Raw genomic sequence first — 15927 nt, 5'->3', positions numbered from 1 at the left:
TTTAATTGATTTAATCTTCTTTATTGTTCGGTTTGATTCTCCTAAGAGATATCCTCTTAATGGCATGTTCAACATTGCCGTCAAGTTCTGAAGCCAGATTCATGACTTCCATTTTTTCAGTTTCTTCAGTTGTATAAGCGAGATATTCTTGAGTTGAAACTTCTGTGGCATACACTGCAGAGTGCGTTCCGCCAAGTCCAATCCAGACTTCTTTGTACAGTCTCTTAAGATTGTTGTTCATGTTGATGGACAGTATCTGTGTTTTTTCTTTATCGGTAAGACCTAACATGGTCTGGATATCATCGAATTTGTTCATATACTTTCTCTGATCCAAAAGAATCTTACAATCCGAATTATTGATAATACTCTCTTTAACAATTGGAGACTGAATAATGTCATCCACTTCCTGAGTAACCACGATTGCTTCTCCAAAGAATTTCCTTACCGTCTTGAAAAGATACTTGATGTATTCAGCCATTCCTTCTTTGGCAATCGCCTTCCAGGCTTCTTCGATCAGAATAAGCTTTCTGATTCCTTTCAGTCTTCGCATTTTGTTAATGAATACTTCCATGATGATAATGGTTACAATGGGGAAAAGGATTTTATGATCCTTGATTGCGTCAATCTCGAAAACAATAAACCTCTTGGATAAAAGATCAAGCTGCTGATCAGAATTGAGCAGGTAATCATATTCACCCCCTTTGTAGTAAGGTTCCAGTACATTGAGAAAATTGGCAATGTCAAAGTCTTTTTCCCTGACTTTTTTCTGCTCCAATACTTTTTGGTAATCTTTTTTTACATATTGATAAAAGCCATTGAAAGATGGATTTTGATTATTATTTTTGATCTCCTCAATATACCCACTGACTGCATTCGATAAAGCAACTTCCTCGGAGCGGGTCGGGGGCTCATCATCTCTTTTCCAAAGTGTGAGAATGAGTGTTTTAATGCTTTCTCTTTTTTCTATATCAAAGATGCCGTCATCAGTATAGAAAGGATTGAATGCAATCGGATTATCTTCAGTGTATGTGAAGTAGACTCCATCCTGACCTTTAGTATTGCCTTTAATCAGTTCACATAACCCCTGGTAGGAATTTCCGGTATCAACCAGTAAAACATGAGCTCCCTGTTCGTAATACTGCCTCACCATATGATTGGTGAAAAAAGATTTGCCGCTTCCTGATGGACCGAGGATAAACTTATTTCGGTTGGTAATAATACCTTGTTTCATCGGAAGATCGGAAATATCCAAATGGATAGGTTTTCCAGTCAATCGGTCTGCCATCTTGATTCCAAAGGGAGATGCTGAGTTCTGGTAATTGGTTTCTTCAGTGAAAAAACATAATGCCGGCTCTATAAACGTATAGAAACTTTCTTCACTTGGAAAATCTCCTGCATTCCCGGGAATTCCTGCCCAATATAATGTTGCTGTATCTGTTGTGTTATGACGTGGTCTGCATTCCATCAATGCCAGGGCACTCCCTGTATCATTTTTTATTTGTTTAAGTTCAGCAGGATTGTCAGACCAACACATCACATTGAAATGGGCACGAATCGACTGCAGTCCGAAAGAATGTGCTTCATTGAGATATTTCTCAATCCATTCTTTATTGATTTGATTGGCTCGACTGTATCTCGCCAAAGAATGCATATTCTTGGCTGATTTTTCAAACTTAGTAAGGTTATCGTCACTATTGTCGATAAACAGGTATTGATTGTAAATGTGATTGCAGCTTAGCAGCAATCCAACAGGAGATGCAAATGAAAGCAGGCAGTCGCTTCTGTCGGTGCTTAACTTTTCGTATCTGCTGTGTGAAGAAACTGTGCCCGGAAGATCATCCGTATCTGACAAGGTATGCATGCTGATGCGGTTGTTACCAATACGCATTTCCTCTTCTCCTAAGTTTAGATCCTGTAGAGATGGATTGGTTTCTTTGGACAAAGTAAGATACTGCTCTAATAATCCCGACTGTTCTGCTGTCCCCGTAATCTCATCAGAAGTCATTTTTTCTAAGAAAACATATCCACTGTCGTTTATAATCATTTCAAACTGATCAACAGCTTCCATGAATCTGCTGATCAATTCTTTATCCCTGATCTCCTTGGGAATCAAAACTCCTTTACATAGTGATGAGAAATTACTCTGCATCCTCATCCTTTCCTTCGTAGTTTTGGTAAGAAACAGATAGCAGTAGTGATTCAAGAAAGGTCTTTCGTTAAAGTGCCTTTCAAAAGACTTGGACAGAAAACTTTGGTCTTCTTTCAATAAATCAGGACTGTAATTTTCCTTGATAAACCAATCCTGTTTGTGAACGATGCTGTAATCCGGCAGCGTTTTAATTGCTTTGAACCATGCCGAATGAATGGCATCATATTCTGCAGATGCAACGGTAAACAGTTCGGGAAGCCTTACCTTAAAGCAAACAGTAACATCTGCATCTTTGGAAATAATACAGTTCTCTTCAACGCTAATTAGTGGAAACTTGCTTTCCAATGTTGCTGCTTTTGATTGATTTCTCATGATACAGCATTTTTGACGTTCGATTTTAGATACCTATAGATTGACTTTCTACTGATGATATATTTAGGATGCTTTTTTCTGGCACCTAGTTTCATCAGTCCATGCTCACCATATTTGTTGTTCAATGAGAAGGTCAGCCAGATTAGAAGACCTGACCCTGACCCACCACAAAATAAGCAGAGATAGGTATTGACTCCTGCCATATACATGATCATTATGAATACCAATATTCCCAACAGCCCGCCTGCAAATATGAACAGGTACTGTGCTTTCAATCCTTTGAACTCTACCGTTCTTCCGATTCCTTTGTTGATATGATACGTAACCATAACTGATGCTTTAAAGGAAGAATGAACGCAGGATTGTTGCGGCAACAATTAAGAAGATACATGCCCCAAACCAGCTGGCTGCGGTTTTACTGGTATCAGGATCTCCACTGCTGAACTTGTTGTACACTTTAACCCCTCCAATAAGACCTACAACGGCTCCGATGGCGTAAATAAGCTTAGTAGCAGGATCAAAGTACGAGGTGACCATCTGCGTAGCTTCAGTGATTCCGGCGGAACCATTACCCTGGGCATTCGTAGTCAACCCGATTAAAAGAAGCAATGCTGTTAATGCGATTTTTTTTCTTTGTCTTTTCATAATGAATAGATTTTTAATGATGAAAACCTGCGCTTTACGGGCTTCGAGACAAAGGTGTAGAGAAGGAGCGTGCTTTCCTTAAATTGGGCGTTTTCAGGAATTGTTTGGCTCTGTTATGCTTTAGAGAGAATATTTTTATTACTTTCCAAAAAAAAATAATTAAGCTTGAAAGAGCAATCAAAAAGAGGTCATCAAATACTAAAAGTTTGGTACATTATAAAAAAGAATAGAGGATTTTATGTAAAATCCTCTATTTCTAAATCGCTGAGATTGCTTTTCCGCGTAATGGAAGAACCAGTATTTTCTGCATGATCAAAACTCTTATCTAATAGTTGTGTGATTTCATAGGAAGCATTTTCCATAGAATTTTCAAGTAAGATATATAATTCAGTTCCATATGTTTTCTGAACGATCGCTGCTGCTGTTTCCTTTTGAGATGGGGTAAAACTATTTTGTTTCGCAAACATCTCCACAGTGCTTAGTTCTTCAAAGGTAACCCCTTGGGCAAAACTGTTATCCTCACCAATGATTCTATATTTTTTCCATTCTTCTTCCTCGTCAATAAAATCAGGGATATTATTAAAACCACCCGGTTCTTCCTGCGGATTTGATAGATTGACATTTTCGCTGATGTCATATTCTATCTCTAAATTAGAGGGATTAAAATCAAGTTCATTTTCTTGTCTTTCGGAGGAAGTGATTGTCATAGAATAGAATGAGGTTTTTGCTTCTCCCATAATATTTGCTTGTCTTTTATTAGCTGCTTGTTTCTCAATTTTATGATAAGGAACTTGTTTTTGGATAATTTTGTCATGAAATAATAACAAGATTATAATCAGGAGACATATAATAATGAGATTTTCCATAGTTTATAGGATTGGTTTAAAGTGATTGTTAAAGTATTCAGTAATCTCGTTTCCGTATTCCTGAAAATGCTGTTCAAGTATATTGTCGATATAGGAATATAGAGTTGTCCTTTCTTCTCTGGAAAGTTGTACTAATCTTAATAATCTTTCATGGTACTCTGGACGTATATAAACCACTTTACCATTACGTCCTGAAGGAAAGCGATTGGTTAAAAAGGTGTCTTCATAGTGTAGCTTTTTAGAAGTATTCATTTTTGTTTTTTCTTTAGACTTATGGATGGATTGCTGGGCTGCATGAGTTTGTTTATCAAGAACATTTTGTTCACCACTGATTACCTGCATTAAATATTCTTCATCAATAGTAGGCTTTTCTAAATCTTTATTATCATCGTTTGTAGCCATATTTCTGGTTTTATAGATTTGTGATTCTTAGAAATTCTTCAACAAACAGATCCATTCTTGTCGCTTTTAAAAGCAGATGTTCTGCTGGTAACAGTGTCGATCTGAAAATACTGTTTCCGATGTGATCGGATTCCTTACGAAATCGCTTACTGTCCATGATTCGCGTATCCATTATATTCATCTGAAGAGTCGCAATCGCTTTTTCGTAGATTTCGTATAACCCTGTCTTTTCCCGACCATCAATCTGATTCCAGAATAGCCACAACGCTTGTTTTGTAAGATCGTGCTCACCGGAAGGAAGAGCCATAAAAGCCTTTGTAAATCCTAATGTACTTTCTACAACTAAACGGTCAGCAGTCATTGGGGCAAAAATAAAATCCATGGATTTCAAGGTTGTCAGAACCCCTTTGGTATTGGCGGTACCAGGCAAATCAAAAAAGATAATGTCCGGGACTATGGTAGTTTGGTTACTATATTGGACTGATTCCTCTATTGCATTTTCAGCCTTACAGCGTATGATCGGATATGCTTTTTTGCTAAGCAGTTGGAATTGTTTCATAGCAGCCTTTTTATGATACTCATTCAACATGATTGCTTTTTTATCACGTTCCCTCATATTGCTTACACTGTATTGTGGAAAATCACAATCCATGATTAAAACATTATATCCCAATCGGTAATGCAATACGCTGGCAATTAATGTTGTAATCGTCGATTTTCCCACACCTCCTTTTTGAGTGGAGAAACTAACTTTTAAAGTTTTTTTTGTTGCTTTCATGATTCATGTATTTATTGTTGTTTTATAATTTTGAATGATAAGAATCTGTATAGGTTGATTTATATATCGGGGTACTCCTATATTATCTTAAATATCTAAAGATGTATACATTTACATCATTTTTACAGGGCATATCTGTAACTGCTTTTCTGCTTTTACGCTTTTATAGTTTTAAAACTTTACTTTTTTATGATTTACCCGTTTCATCATCAACTTTATATGTTGCTGTAAAGGGAATAATTTTCAAAACGAGTGTGGATTTTCAGGTAATTGCTGGTGTTATTTGGCGGAAATTGGAAGGGGTTAGTATTGTATATATCTGGTTGTTTCTGTTTACATTGTTGTATTGATTTTTTAGAGAGAGTAGGCTGTTTAGTACAACATCTGAAATATTTTGTCGCTTGTTACGAAAGTTTTTATAATGCAGTAAATAGGGTGTTCACCTGAACAAGGCAAGTTGTGTTTTGAGTGCCTCATAACTTTTTTTGTGCCTCAAAACAACTTGCCCTGCCGGGAGCTTTGAAACACTCTCCGAAGTCGAGGTTTATAATTTTAAATGGATACCTAATGAATGATCATAAAAATTATTATAGAAATAAAGGAGGGCGAAAACCAAAAGCAGCCCCATGTGTTCACCGTTATGTTTTTCGGTTGAATGAAGAAGACAATAGTAAATTTTTGTCTCTGTTTGAAGTCTCCGGGATGGACAATAAAGCTAAATTTATAACGTCAGTATTGTTTTCAAAAGAAATAAAAACAGTAAAAATAGATAAAGGAACAGTTGATTTCTATATGAGGCTCACTTCCTTCTACTCCCAGTTTAGAGCAGTTGGTGTGAATTACAATCAGGTAGTTAAATTATTATACACCCATTTTACCGAGAAAAAAGCTGCTGCATTTTTGTATAAGCTGGAGAGACACACTGCTGAACTTTCAGTGTTATGCCGGAAAATTATCGAATTGGCTAATGAATTTACTAACGGGAATATAGAAAAATGATGGTTCAATGATTGCAAAAATTGGCAGAAGCAGTAATTTATATGGTGCCTTAGCCTATAATCATCATAAGGTGGAAAAGAGACAAGGACAAATTTTGTTGATGAATAAAATGGTGGAATCCACAGATGGGAAATATACTATACCCCAACTCATGAGATCTTTCGATCCTTATCTGACTGCCAATCAAAAGACGGAAAAACATACTTTACATATATCGCTTAATCCAGATCCGAATGATAAGGTCAGTGATAAGGACTTTGTGAAGATGGCAGAAGAGTATATGAATGGAATGGGGTACGGTGAACAGCCTTACATGGTTTTTAAACACACTGATATCGACCGTACCCATATTCATATTGTGTCTGTATGTGTTGATGAAAATGGCAAGAAAATATCAGATCGATTTGAGAAAAGGCGGTCGATGAATATGTGCAGACAACTCGAAAATACCTATAATTTATGGCGAGCTGCAGAAAGCCAGAATGTGAAAAGCAACCTGGTTTTCAAACCAGTTGATTATCAGATAGGAAATATTAAACATCAGATCGGCTCCGTCATCCGGAATATAGCTGATGTATATTCCTTTAAAACATTTGGAGAGTACAGTGCTCTGCTTTCAATATTCAATATAGCGGTTGAAAAAATTGAAGGTGAATTGCATGGAAAGCCACAGCGGGGGTTGGTGTATTTTGCATTGGATACAAAAAAACATAAAACTGGAAACCCATTAAAAGCTTCAAGGATTGGAAGAGAAGCACAGCTGGCAGCAGTGGAATCACACTTTTTAAAAAACAAAGAATCTGTTCTTCAATCAGCTAAATCCGAGCTAAAAGTTATGGTTGATAATGCATTGAAAGGAGGACAAAATGAAAAATATTTTGTTGAAAACTTAAATTCCATAGGTATCAATACAGTAATCCGCAGAAATGAAGCTGGACGTATGTATGGGATTACATTTATCGATCATAATTCCAAAACAGTATGGAATGGTTCAAATTTGGGAAAACAATATTCGGCTGCTGTTTTTAATGATTTGTGGAAGGATCACGAGCATTTGAAAAAAACTTCTGATACAAAGCAAGCAGAACCTAAATCGCCTCCAACAAATCAATTTTTACCCAGTCAGCTACATCCTCTATTTGAATTTTTAAATGATAACAATGATAATATACATGATATTGAATCAATGGACTCATTTCCCGGATTGCTGCCAACGGTGCAGGGAGAAGACTATGAAGAACAGGTTTTTTCAGAGCAAATGCGGAAGCGGAAAAAAAGAAGAAAAAGATAGTCTGATGGTCTCTTGCACCTAACCTTCTTTTTGCATAATTGCCTGTACTTTTTGCTGTAATTCTTTTTTGTCAGGTAAATACAACTGATATTTGGAAACAAATATTTTATTAGAAATATCACCTGTTGCATATTCCACCAATACTTCATCTTTTTCTGCAGAAAGGATAATTCCTATAGGTTCATTATCATCCACTACATTTTCTTCAGACTTAAAATAGTTTAGATATAAATTCATTTGTCCTATATCATTGTGCTCGACCTGTTTTATTTTTAAATCGATCAATATAAAACACTTTAAGATACGATGATAGAATACGAGATCAATATAAAAATGCCTGTTGCGAAGTGATATCTTATACTGTCTTCCTACAAATGTAAAGCCTTTTCCCAGTTCTAGAAGAAACATCTGCAGGTTGTCAATAATCTTCTGCTCCAGTGCCTTCTTTGTAACTTGTTGACTTTGAGGTAATTTTAGAAAGTCCAGTATATAAGGATCTTTTATAGCCTCTGTGGAATCGGTTACGATATGACCTTTCTCTGCCAGTTGTAGTACGCCTTTTTTGTCTTTGCTCAATGCCAGTCTTTCAAAAAGGGAAGAGTTGATCTGCCTTTCCAGTTCGCGATAGCCCCAGTTTTCAAGTACGGCCTGTTTTTCATAAAACTTCCTTGCTGTATTATCAGAAATACCGAGCAAAGTAACCAGGTGAGTCCAGCTTAATTTGGCAGGCACTGCCTGCCATTTTTGATAAGTCAGATAAAATCTGCGCATATCTAAAATATTACGCCTGCCAAATCCTTTACCGTAACGCTGCCTAAGGTCTTTGGAAAGTGTTGCCAGTAAGTTACTTCCATATTCTGCACGTTCCTCACCGTGCTGCTCATATTCCACGATATGCCTGCCAATTTCCCAGTTGGCTTTAACCAGCTCAGTATTAACTGCCTTAACCGCATTTTGTCTTGCAACCTCAATAGCGGACCCTATGCTATCCAGTAATTCAGTGTATGTTGATTGTACAGGTTTCATTGATCTTTTGTTATAGAACAAATGTAAAAAATTCCTTGGTCAACAACTGCTATGATCCATGAGAAAATAAGTTTCAGTCCTGTGCCAAATGCTTCCTTATAATGCCTGACACTGCCAGTGTAGAAAGCAGACTTCTGTTACCCGATAAATTCATCATCCTAACTCTAAAAATAAATGATATGCAAGGGGAAGATGATCTAAGAGGCTTAGCTAAAATTATGGCATTTATGCGTGCTGTCAGTATTTTAATGGTACTGATGCACTATTACTGGTATTGTTATCCCTTTTTTAATGAAAAAGGATGGACACTGGATATCATTAACAGAATACTGCTGAATTTCCAAAGAACGGCAGGCTTGTTCTCTAACAATCTCTATACAAAAGTTTTTACCATTGTATTACTCTCTTTAAGTTGCCTGGGAACAAAAGGAGTAAAAGACGAGAAGATAACCTGGTCTCGGATTATGGGGTTTCTGGCAGCCGGCATTGTACTGTTTTTTTTCAATACTATTTTGCTGAGATGGAATGGGGCAGGCATTCTTTTATATATGCTTTCAATGTCGGTAGGATATATACTCCTCATGATGGCAGGGGTATGGATGAGCCGCTTGTTAAAGCATAATCTGATGGATGATGTATTCAATAATGAGAATGAAAGTTTTATGCAGGAAACACAGTTGATGGAAAATGAATACTCTGTCAATCTTCCCACTAAATTCTATTATAAAGGCAAATGGAATCAAGGTTGGATTAACATTGTCAATCCATTCAGAGCAACCATTGTACTTGGAACTCCAGGATCAGGAAAGTCATATGCTATTGTCAATAATTATATTAAGCAACATATCGAGAAGGGTTTCTCCATGTATATCTATGACTTTAAGTTTGATGATCTTTCCACGATTGCTTATAATCATGTCTTAAAACATCAGGATAAATACAAAGTAAAACCGAAATTTTATGTTATCAATTTTGATGATCCCCGAAGAAGCCATCGGTGCAATCCTTTAAATCCTGATTTTATGACGGATATTTCAGATGCCTATGAAGCTGCCTATACCATCATGCTCAATTTAAACAGAACCTGGATTCAAAAGCAAGGGGACTTCTTCGTGGAATCTCCCATTATTCTTTTAGCTGCTATTATCTGGTTCCTGAAAATATATGAAAATGGTAAATACTGTACTTTTCCTCATGCCATTGAACTGCTCAATAAAAAATACTCTGAGGTTTTCACGATTCTAACTTCTTATTCTGATCTTGAGAATTATCTTTCTCCTTTCATGGATGCATGGCAAGGTGGTGCACAGGACCAGCTTCAGGGGCAAATCGCTTCAGCTAAGATTCCTTTGTCACGAATGATATCTCCTCAGCTATACTGGGTGATGACCGGCGATGATTTTTCTTTGGATATCAACAACCCGAAAGAACCGAAGATATTATGTGTGGGTAATAACCCGGATCGGCAGAATATTTATTCAGCAGCGTTGGGTCTCTATAATTCAAGAATCGTAAAACTTATCAATAAAAAAGGGCAACTCAAAAGTTCAGTAATTATTGATGAATTACCCACGATTTATTTCCGGGGATTGGATAATCTGATTGCAACTGCTAGAAGTAATAAAGTAGCAGTATGTCTGGGTTTTCAGGATTTTTCTCAGCTGGCAAGAGACTACGGAGATAAAGAAAGTAAAGTGATTCAGAATACAGTGGGGAATATATTCAGTGGTCAGGTGGTGGGAGACACAGCTAAAAATCTTTCGGAACGTTTTGGAAAAGTCTTGCAGAAAAGGCAAAGTATGACCATTAACAGAAATGATACGTCCACTTCTATATCTACCCAGCTGGATAGTCTGATACCGGCTTCTAAAATTTCAACATTAAGCCAGGGAATGTTTGTAGGAGCTGTATCTGATAATTTTGATGAAAGAATTGAGCAGAAGATGTTTCATGCAGAAATTGTAGTGGATAATGAGAATGTATTGGAAGAGACAAAAAAATATCAATCTATTCCCCATATACGCTCTTTTGTCGATGATAATGGAAAAGATATTTTGAAACAAGAGATTAATATCAATTATAAGCAGATCAAGTCAGATGTATTAAATATTATTGAGGTTGAACTGGAGAGAATAAAGGATGATCCTGACCTGGAATATCTCATATAAATAAATTTATTTTTGTATTTGATTTATTAATCGTAATATTGCAATATATTAATTGTTTAAAATTATGGGAGCAACCAAAACCGATCATTTTACAGATGAACAAAATAAAATTGCTGTAATAGCGAAAGCCTTGGGGCATCCCGCAAGAATTGCTATTATTGAGTACCTTTTGAAAGTAAATACCTGTATTTGTGGTGATATTGTTAACGAATTACCATTGGCTCAGGCAACCGTTTCTCAACACTTAAAAGAATTAAAGAATGCGGGGCTTATAAAAGGTAATATTGAAGGAACTGCGATTTGCTATTGTATTGATGAAAATACTTTTGAAGTGTTAAAAAATTATTTTTCAAATATAATTCTGACGACTACAAATCAGAAATGCTGTTAAAGCATTTTTTTTAATAAATATATCGCAATATTGCATTTAACCAATAAATAAAAATTTATGAAACTGTCTGAAATTAAAGAAATCCTACCAACATTGGATAACGTTGAATTTCAATTGGAAAATGGAACATTTGTTCCTGAGCATTTCCATGTAACAGAAGTAGGAACTGTAACAAAACATTTTATCGATTGTGGCGGAACTGTTAGAAATGAAAAAGTAGTAAACTTTCAATTATGGAATGCTGCTGATTTTGAACACCGTTTAAAACCTGCAAAACTTTTAGATATTATTAAGTTATCAGAAGAAAAACTTGGTATTGAAGATGACGAAATTGAAGTTGAGTACCAAAATACGACAATAGGAAAATTTGATTTGGAATTTAATGGGAAAAACTTTGTTCTTAAAAATAAAACAACAGCGTGTTTAGCTCAAGATGCTTGTGGAATTCCAACGGAAAAACAAAGAGTAAACTTATCTGAACTTTCTAATAATCAAACTTCTTGTTGTATTCCAAATTCAGGGTGTTGTTAAATTCAAATAAAGCTATGTATCCAAAACTATTAAAAACAATAGAGTTACTGAAAAATCAGGAAATCAGCGAAGATAGGAAAGCTACTTTAGCACCATTGGTTGATTTTATTCAGAAAAGATTGGAGGAGAAAAAAGAAATAACCCTTAATTTTATTTGCACTCATAATTCAAGAAGAAGCCATTTGTCACAAGTTTGGGCGCAGGTTGCGAGTGCTTATTATGATATTTCGAATGTAACTTGCTATTCAGGTGGGACAGAAGAAACTGCAATGTTTCCCAAGGTTGTAGAGACTTTGCAAGAACAGGGACTTTTTATCAATAAAATTTCTGATACAGAAAATCCTGTATATGCTATTAAGTATAATGAAGATAAGCATCCAATTATTGGTTTTTCTAAAAGATATGATAGTTTATTTAATGCTAATAAAGGGTTTGTTGCAATTATGACCTGTTCCCAGGCGGATGGAGGCTGTCCTTTTATTGCAGGCGCAGATAAACGAATTCCAATAACTTTTGAAGACCCTAAAATTTCTGATAATACGTCTGAACAAACAAAAGTTTACGATGAAAGAAGCTTGCAGATTGGTGCCGAAATGTTCTATGTCTTTTCACAAATAAAAAAATAAAATGGAAATAATTTCAATCACAAAACATCATTATCAAGATATCGCCAATATATACAAACAAGGCATTGAAACAGGCATTGCTACGTTTGAAACGACAGTGCCAACATGGGAAACTTGGAATGAAATTAAACTATTACATAGCAGATTTGTAGCTGTTGATAATAATGATGTATTAGGATGGGTTGCTTTATCAAAAGTTAGTGACCGTTGTGTATATGAAGGAGTAGCAGAAGTAAGTATTTATATTGCTGAAAATCACAGAGGAAAAGGAGTTGGTAAAATTTTAATGGAAAATGTCATTAAGGAAAGCGAAACTAATGGCATTTGGACTTTGCAATCAGGAATGTTTGCGGAAAATGAAGCAACCATAGCATTGCATAAAATAGTTGGATTTAGAATTATCGGTTATCGAGAAAAGATAGGTAAACTCGCAGGGGTATGGAAAGATAATGTGATTATGGAAAGAAGAAGTAAAGTTGTTGGAATAGATTAAAAAAATAAAATGCAACCAAAATTAAAATTTCTTGATAGATTCCTTACTTTATGGATATTCTTGGCAATGTTTTTAGGAATAGGTTTAGGATATTTCTTTCCTAATATTTCTGATGTTACCAATTCGTTATCAATAGGAACTACAAATATTCCATTGGCAATTGGCTTAATAATTATGATGTATCCGCCTTTAGCAAAGGTTGATTATTCATTATTACCTAAAGTTTTTCAAGACAAAAAGGCAATTGGAATTTCTTTATTATTGAATTGGATTATCGGTCCGGTTTTAATGTTCTTGTTAGCAATTATTTTCCTGAGAGAAGAACCTAATTATATGATTGGTTTAATTCTTATTGGTTTAGCAAGATGTATTGCAATGGTACTTGTGTGGAATGATTTAGCAAAAGGTAATCGTGAGTATGGAGCATTGTTAGTGGCCTTGAACAGTATATTTCAAGTATTGAGTTATAGTTTAATGGTTTGGCTTTTTATCAACGTCTTACCTGAAAAATTAGGTTTGGCTAATTTTAATGTAACTGTATCAATGAGAGAGGTTACCGAAAGTGTTTTGATATATTTAGGAATTCCTTTTCTAGCAGGTTTTTTGAGCCGTTATTTTTTAATTAAATCAAAAGGATTAGAATGGTACAATAGGAAATTTATTCCTAAAATATCACCACTGACTTTATATGCACTTTTATTTACTATTATTCTTATGTTCAGTCTTAAAGGTGACAAGATACTGGAATTACCATTAGATGTTTTAAAGGTAGCTGTGCCGCTAGTAGTATATTTTGTGCTGATGTTCTTTGTAAGTTTTTTTATTAATAAGTCCTTTAATATTCCTTATGACAAAAATGCTTCAATAGCTTTTACCGCAACAGGAAATAATTTTGAATTAGCGATTGCCGTAGCAATTGCTGTTTTTGGAATTCATTCTCAACAGGCATTTGTTGGTGTAATAGGACCATTGGTAGAAGTACCTGTTTTAATCTTATTAGTAAAGGTAAGTCAAAAACTACAAAAGAAATATTATTGACACAACAATAAGTAAACTATTAATATACTAAAGGACAACCTAAGTTGTCCTTTAGTATAAGTAACTCATCCTTACTGTGTTTTATTAGAAAAATTTAAATGATGTCCGGTGATTATCATCCAATACGATATACCCATCAAACTCTTTTCCTGATCTGCTCTTCATTCCATGTATTAATGAAGTTTTACCTGTATTAACAAGGCTTTCAATATCTTGTAATGAGATTTGGATACCGCAGATATTTCTAAACTGCAACCAACGGCAACGAATATCAGGACACTTAACAATATGGTCATGAATAACCAAATGCTGCGTTTTGCATTTAGGGCATATAATCTTGGGAATATGTGGCTGTTCAATGTGAATCTGCAGTAATTCCTTGGTGACAGATGTTGTGTAATTTTCGATTTGCTTTTGAAATTCGGATGCATTACATTCATTATTTTCTATACGCTGCATTTTTAATTCCCAATCTGCAGTCAAGGAAGCATCGGCTATTTTTTTATCTTTTATCAGATCATATACTTTTAATCCTTTATCCGTTGGGATAAGTGATTTATTTTCTCTTTTGATATAATCCCGATGAATCAATGTTTCAATAATAGATGCCCGTGTGGCAGGTGTACCAATACCTATATTTTTTAATATTTTTCGCTGTTCTGCTTCTTCAACATCTTTCCCTGCATTTTCCATTGCAGACAATAGGCTTCCTTCAGTATAAAGACGGGGAGCTTGGGTTTTCTTTTCAAAAATAATAATCTCTTTAATTTTGAGCTCTTCACCTTCTCTGAACTCTGGAAACTCCTGAACATTCTCAAAATCATTTGAAGAAATAGGGGTGATATTACGCCAACCCTTTTGTAAGAATTTACATCCTTGAGCTACAAAATTGAAATGAAGCACCTGTAAATTAATGTCTGTAATTTCTTTAATGCAAGGTTGTGAAACAGCCTCCAATAATCGGAAAGCTATCAACTCATAAATAGCATTTTCTTTTGCCGTTAGTGCTGAAGGAATTTTTTCAGTAGTAAGCAGTCCATGATGATCGGTAACTTTCACATCATTGACAATTCTTTTATTAAAGTTTCCCCAAGGAAGTGAACCTGTTGCATTTTTATAAGATTCTTTTTCCTGAAGAATCCTTATAAGATTAGGTATTTCTGACCACAGATCTTCCGGGATGTATTGACTTCCCGTTCGGGGATAGGTAATAAACTTATTCTCATAGAGACTTTGAGTAATATTTAGCGTTTCCTCTGCACTGAAATTTAATCTCTTGTTTGCCTCTTTCTGCAATCCTGTCAAATCAAATAGGAGAGGAGCCTGCTCTTTTACCGTCTTTATATCTATGGCAGTAATTTTTGCTGTTGTTGGGTTTCTTTCTAATGATTTTACAACATCTTCAGCTTGTTTTCTTTCTGTAAATTTTAGTGTTCCAAGACTATTGAATTCAATAAAGTCCTTTTGATGCCGAAGTTCAATCTGCCAGTATTTCTGGCTCATGAAGTCTTTGTGTGCCTGATAACGTTTGCAGATTAAACCCAGTGTCGGAGTCTGAACTCTTCCCAATGAATATAATCCATTCCCTGCGGCTATAGTCAAGGCCTGAGTGGTATTAATCCCTAGTAACCAGTCAGCTCTGCTTCTGCACTGACCCGCATGGAACAATCCCTCATATTGACCTCCCGGTTTTAAATTTTGAAATCCGTTTTTAATGGCTTTTTCCGTTAAGGAACTTATCCATAGCCTTTCAAATGGTTTTTTGCAATGCAGGTATTCATAGATATACCGAAAGATAAGTTCTCCTTCTCTTCCTGCATCTGTTGCCACAATAATACTGTCGCATACAGCAAATAGTCTTTCAATGATTTTCAGTTGTTTGGATGCTTCCGGATCCACTATAAACTGTCTACCTTTTTTTACTTTTCTGATGGTTAATTTGAAAGGGGCGGGTAGAATAGGTAATGCTTGTTGACTAAAGCTTGAAATGCCGTAATCTTCAGGCATCGCCAATGCCAATAAATGACCAAAAGACCAGGTAACGGCATAGCCATTACCTGTTAAATATCCATTATTCTTTTCAGTTACTCCTAGAACCATTGCTATTTCTCTGGCAACACTGGGCTTTTCTGCTAATATTACTTTCATATTG

16 protein-coding genes are annotated in these 15927 nt (G+C 35.5%); 8 read left to right on the top strand and 8 right to left on the bottom strand.

Features of this window, described 5'->3' with window-relative positions; genetic code table 11:
• Nucleotides 1–10: 10 nt before the first annotated feature.
• From BW983_RS06025 to BW983_RS06000, 6 genes are all read right to left on the bottom strand, one after another.
• Nucleotides 11–2521, bottom strand: coding sequence for a TraG family conjugative transposon ATPase (locus tag BW983_RS06025; RefSeq protein ID WP_076550691.1), 2511 nt, complete (start codon nt 2519–2521; stop codon nt 11–13).
• A complete protein-coding gene (locus tag BW983_RS06020; protein ID WP_076550689.1) occupies nt 2518–2850 on the bottom strand; it encodes a DUF4133 domain-containing protein in 333 nt (110 codons plus the stop codon). Before BW983_RS06020 ends, BW983_RS06025 begins: the two co-directional genes overlap by 4 nt.
• Before the next feature lie 10 nt (nt 2851–2860).
• Entirely contained in the window at nt 2861–3166 is a 306-nt protein-coding gene (locus tag BW983_RS06015) for a DUF4134 domain-containing protein (RefSeq protein ID WP_076550686.1), read from the bottom strand.
• Between the two features lie 236 nt (nt 3167–3402).
• The gene (locus BW983_RS06010; RefSeq protein WP_076550684.1) at nt 3403–4032 is read right to left on the bottom strand and encodes a hypothetical protein; all 630 of its coding nucleotides are present in this window, start codon (nt 4030–4032) and stop codon (nt 3403–3405) included.
• 3 nt (nt 4033–4035) lie between these two features.
• The gene (locus BW983_RS06005; protein ID WP_076550682.1) at nt 4036–4434 is read right to left on the bottom strand and encodes a DUF3408 domain-containing protein; all 399 of its coding nucleotides are present in this window, start codon (nt 4432–4434) and stop codon (nt 4036–4038) included.
• Nucleotides 4435–4444: 10 nt separating this feature from the next.
• Nucleotides 4445–5212, bottom strand: coding sequence for a ParA family protein (locus BW983_RS06000; RefSeq protein WP_076550680.1), 768 nt, complete (start codon nt 5210–5212; stop codon nt 4445–4447).
• Between the two features lie 567 nt (nt 5213–5779).
• On the opposite strand from BW983_RS06000, the gene mobA reads away from it, so the two are divergent.
• Nucleotides 5780–6211, top strand: coding sequence for a conjugal transfer protein MobA (gene mobA, locus BW983_RS05995; protein ID WP_076550678.1), 432 nt, complete (start codon nt 5780–5782; stop codon nt 6209–6211).
• 7 nt (nt 6212–6218) lie between these two features.
• Nucleotides 6219–7502: a conjugal transfer protein MobB gene (gene mobB / locus BW983_RS05990; protein ID WP_076550676.1), complete on the top strand. Its 1284-nt coding sequence runs from the start codon at nt 6219–6221 to the stop codon at nt 7500–7502.
• 18 nt (nt 7503–7520) lie between these two features.
• Here the strand turns inward: mobB and BW983_RS05985 are convergent, their stop codons facing one another.
• Nucleotides 7521–8528: a PDDEXK nuclease domain-containing protein gene (locus BW983_RS05985; protein WP_076550674.1), complete on the bottom strand. Its 1008-nt coding sequence runs from the start codon at nt 8526–8528 to the stop codon at nt 7521–7523.
• Between the two features lie 179 nt (nt 8529–8707).
• On the opposite strand from BW983_RS05985, the gene mobC reads away from it, so the two are divergent.
• The 6 genes from mobC (at nt 8708) to arsB (ending at nt 13775) form a co-directional block, all read left to right on the top strand.
• On the top strand, nt 8708–10696 hold the full coding sequence (mobC, locus tag BW983_RS05980) for a conjugal transfer protein MobC (protein ID WP_076550880.1): 1989 nt from the start codon (nt 8708–8710) through the stop codon (nt 10694–10696).
• Between the two features lie 64 nt (nt 10697–10760).
• On the top strand, nt 10761–11087 hold the full coding sequence (locus tag BW983_RS05975; protein WP_076550672.1) for an ArsR/SmtB family transcription factor: 327 nt from the start codon (nt 10761–10763) through the stop codon (nt 11085–11087).
• A 57-nt stretch (nt 11088–11144) separates the two neighbouring features.
• Nucleotides 11145–11618: a DUF6428 family protein gene (locus BW983_RS05970; protein ID WP_076550670.1), complete on the top strand. Its 474-nt coding sequence runs from the start codon at nt 11145–11147 to the stop codon at nt 11616–11618.
• A gap of 14 nt (nt 11619–11632) precedes the next feature.
• Nucleotides 11633–12244 carry a low molecular weight phosphatase family protein gene (locus tag BW983_RS05965; RefSeq protein ID WP_076550879.1) on the top strand — a complete coding sequence of 204 codons (612 nt, stop codon included), beginning with the start codon at nt 11633–11635 and terminating at the stop codon, nt 12242–12244.
• A 1-nt stretch (nt 12245) separates the two neighbouring features.
• Complete coding sequence (locus BW983_RS05960) at nt 12246–12737, top strand: GNAT family N-acetyltransferase (protein ID WP_076550668.1); 492 nt, start codon at nt 12246–12248, stop codon at nt 12735–12737.
• A gap of 9 nt (nt 12738–12746) precedes the next feature.
• The gene (arsB, locus tag BW983_RS05955) at nt 12747–13775 is read left to right on the top strand and encodes an ACR3 family arsenite efflux transporter (RefSeq protein ID WP_076550666.1); all 1029 of its coding nucleotides are present in this window, start codon (nt 12747–12749) and stop codon (nt 13773–13775) included.
• 84 nt (nt 13776–13859) lie between these two features.
• On the opposite strand, the gene BW983_RS05950 is transcribed toward arsB, so the two are convergent.
• On the bottom strand, nt 13860–15923 hold the full coding sequence (locus tag BW983_RS05950; protein WP_076550664.1) for a type IA DNA topoisomerase: 2064 nt from the start codon (nt 15921–15923) through the stop codon (nt 13860–13862).
• Nucleotides 15924–15927: the final 4 nt, after the last annotated feature.

Source organism: Chryseobacterium ureilyticum, assembly GCF_900156735.1.
In the GTDB taxonomy this organism is placed as follows: Bacteria; Bacteroidota; Bacteroidia; order Flavobacteriales; family Weeksellaceae; genus Chryseobacterium; species Chryseobacterium ureilyticum.
Note: the sequence above shows the minus strand (reverse complement) of the source record. Positions and strands in the feature narration are given on the sequence as shown.

What these genes read in the sequence shown, in the direction of transcription:
- BW983_RS06025 (WP_076550691.1), bottom strand. Translation starts at nt 2,521, where the DNA reads ATGAGAAATCAATCAAAAGCAGCAACATTGGAAAGCAAGTTTCCACTA.
- BW983_RS06020 (WP_076550689.1), bottom strand. Translation starts at nt 2,850, where the DNA reads ATGGTTACGTATCATATCAACAAAGGAATCGGAAGAACGGTAGAGTTC.
- BW983_RS06015 (WP_076550686.1), bottom strand. Translation starts at nt 3,166, where the DNA reads ATGAAAAGACAAAGAAAAAAAATCGCATTAACAGCATTGCTTCTTTTA.
- BW983_RS06010 (WP_076550684.1), bottom strand. Translation starts at nt 4,032, where the DNA reads ATGGAAAATCTCATTATTATATGTCTCCTGATTATAATCTTGTTATTA.
- BW983_RS06005 (WP_076550682.1), bottom strand. Translation starts at nt 4,434, where the DNA reads ATGGCTACAAACGATGATAATAAAGATTTAGAAAAGCCTACTATTGAT.
- BW983_RS06000 (WP_076550680.1), bottom strand. Translation starts at nt 5,212, where the DNA reads ATGAAAGCAACAAAAAAAACTTTAAAAGTTAGTTTCTCCACTCAAAAA.
- mobA (WP_076550678.1), top strand. Translation starts at nt 5,780, where the DNA reads ATGAATGATCATAAAAATTATTATAGAAATAAAGGAGGGCGAAAACCA.
- mobB (WP_076550676.1), top strand. Translation starts at nt 6,219, where the DNA reads ATGATTGCAAAAATTGGCAGAAGCAGTAATTTATATGGTGCCTTAGCC.
- BW983_RS05985 (WP_076550674.1), bottom strand. Translation starts at nt 8,528, where the DNA reads ATGAAACCTGTACAATCAACATACACTGAATTACTGGATAGCATAGGG.
- mobC (WP_076550880.1), top strand. Translation starts at nt 8,708, where the DNA reads ATGCAAGGGGAAGATGATCTAAGAGGCTTAGCTAAAATTATGGCATTT.
- BW983_RS05975 (WP_076550672.1), top strand. Translation starts at nt 10,761, where the DNA reads ATGGGAGCAACCAAAACCGATCATTTTACAGATGAACAAAATAAAATT.
- BW983_RS05970 (WP_076550670.1), top strand. Translation starts at nt 11,145, where the DNA reads ATGAAACTGTCTGAAATTAAAGAAATCCTACCAACATTGGATAACGTT.
- BW983_RS05965 (WP_076550879.1), top strand. Translation starts at nt 11,633, where the DNA reads ATGTATCCAAAACTATTAAAAACAATAGAGTTACTGAAAAATCAGGAA.
- BW983_RS05960 (WP_076550668.1), top strand. Translation starts at nt 12,246, where the DNA reads ATGGAAATAATTTCAATCACAAAACATCATTATCAAGATATCGCCAAT.
- arsB (WP_076550666.1), top strand. Translation starts at nt 12,747, where the DNA reads ATGCAACCAAAATTAAAATTTCTTGATAGATTCCTTACTTTATGGATA.
- BW983_RS05950 (WP_076550664.1), bottom strand. Translation starts at nt 15,923, where the DNA reads ATGAAAGTAATATTAGCAGAAAAGCCCAGTGTTGCCAGAGAAATAGCA.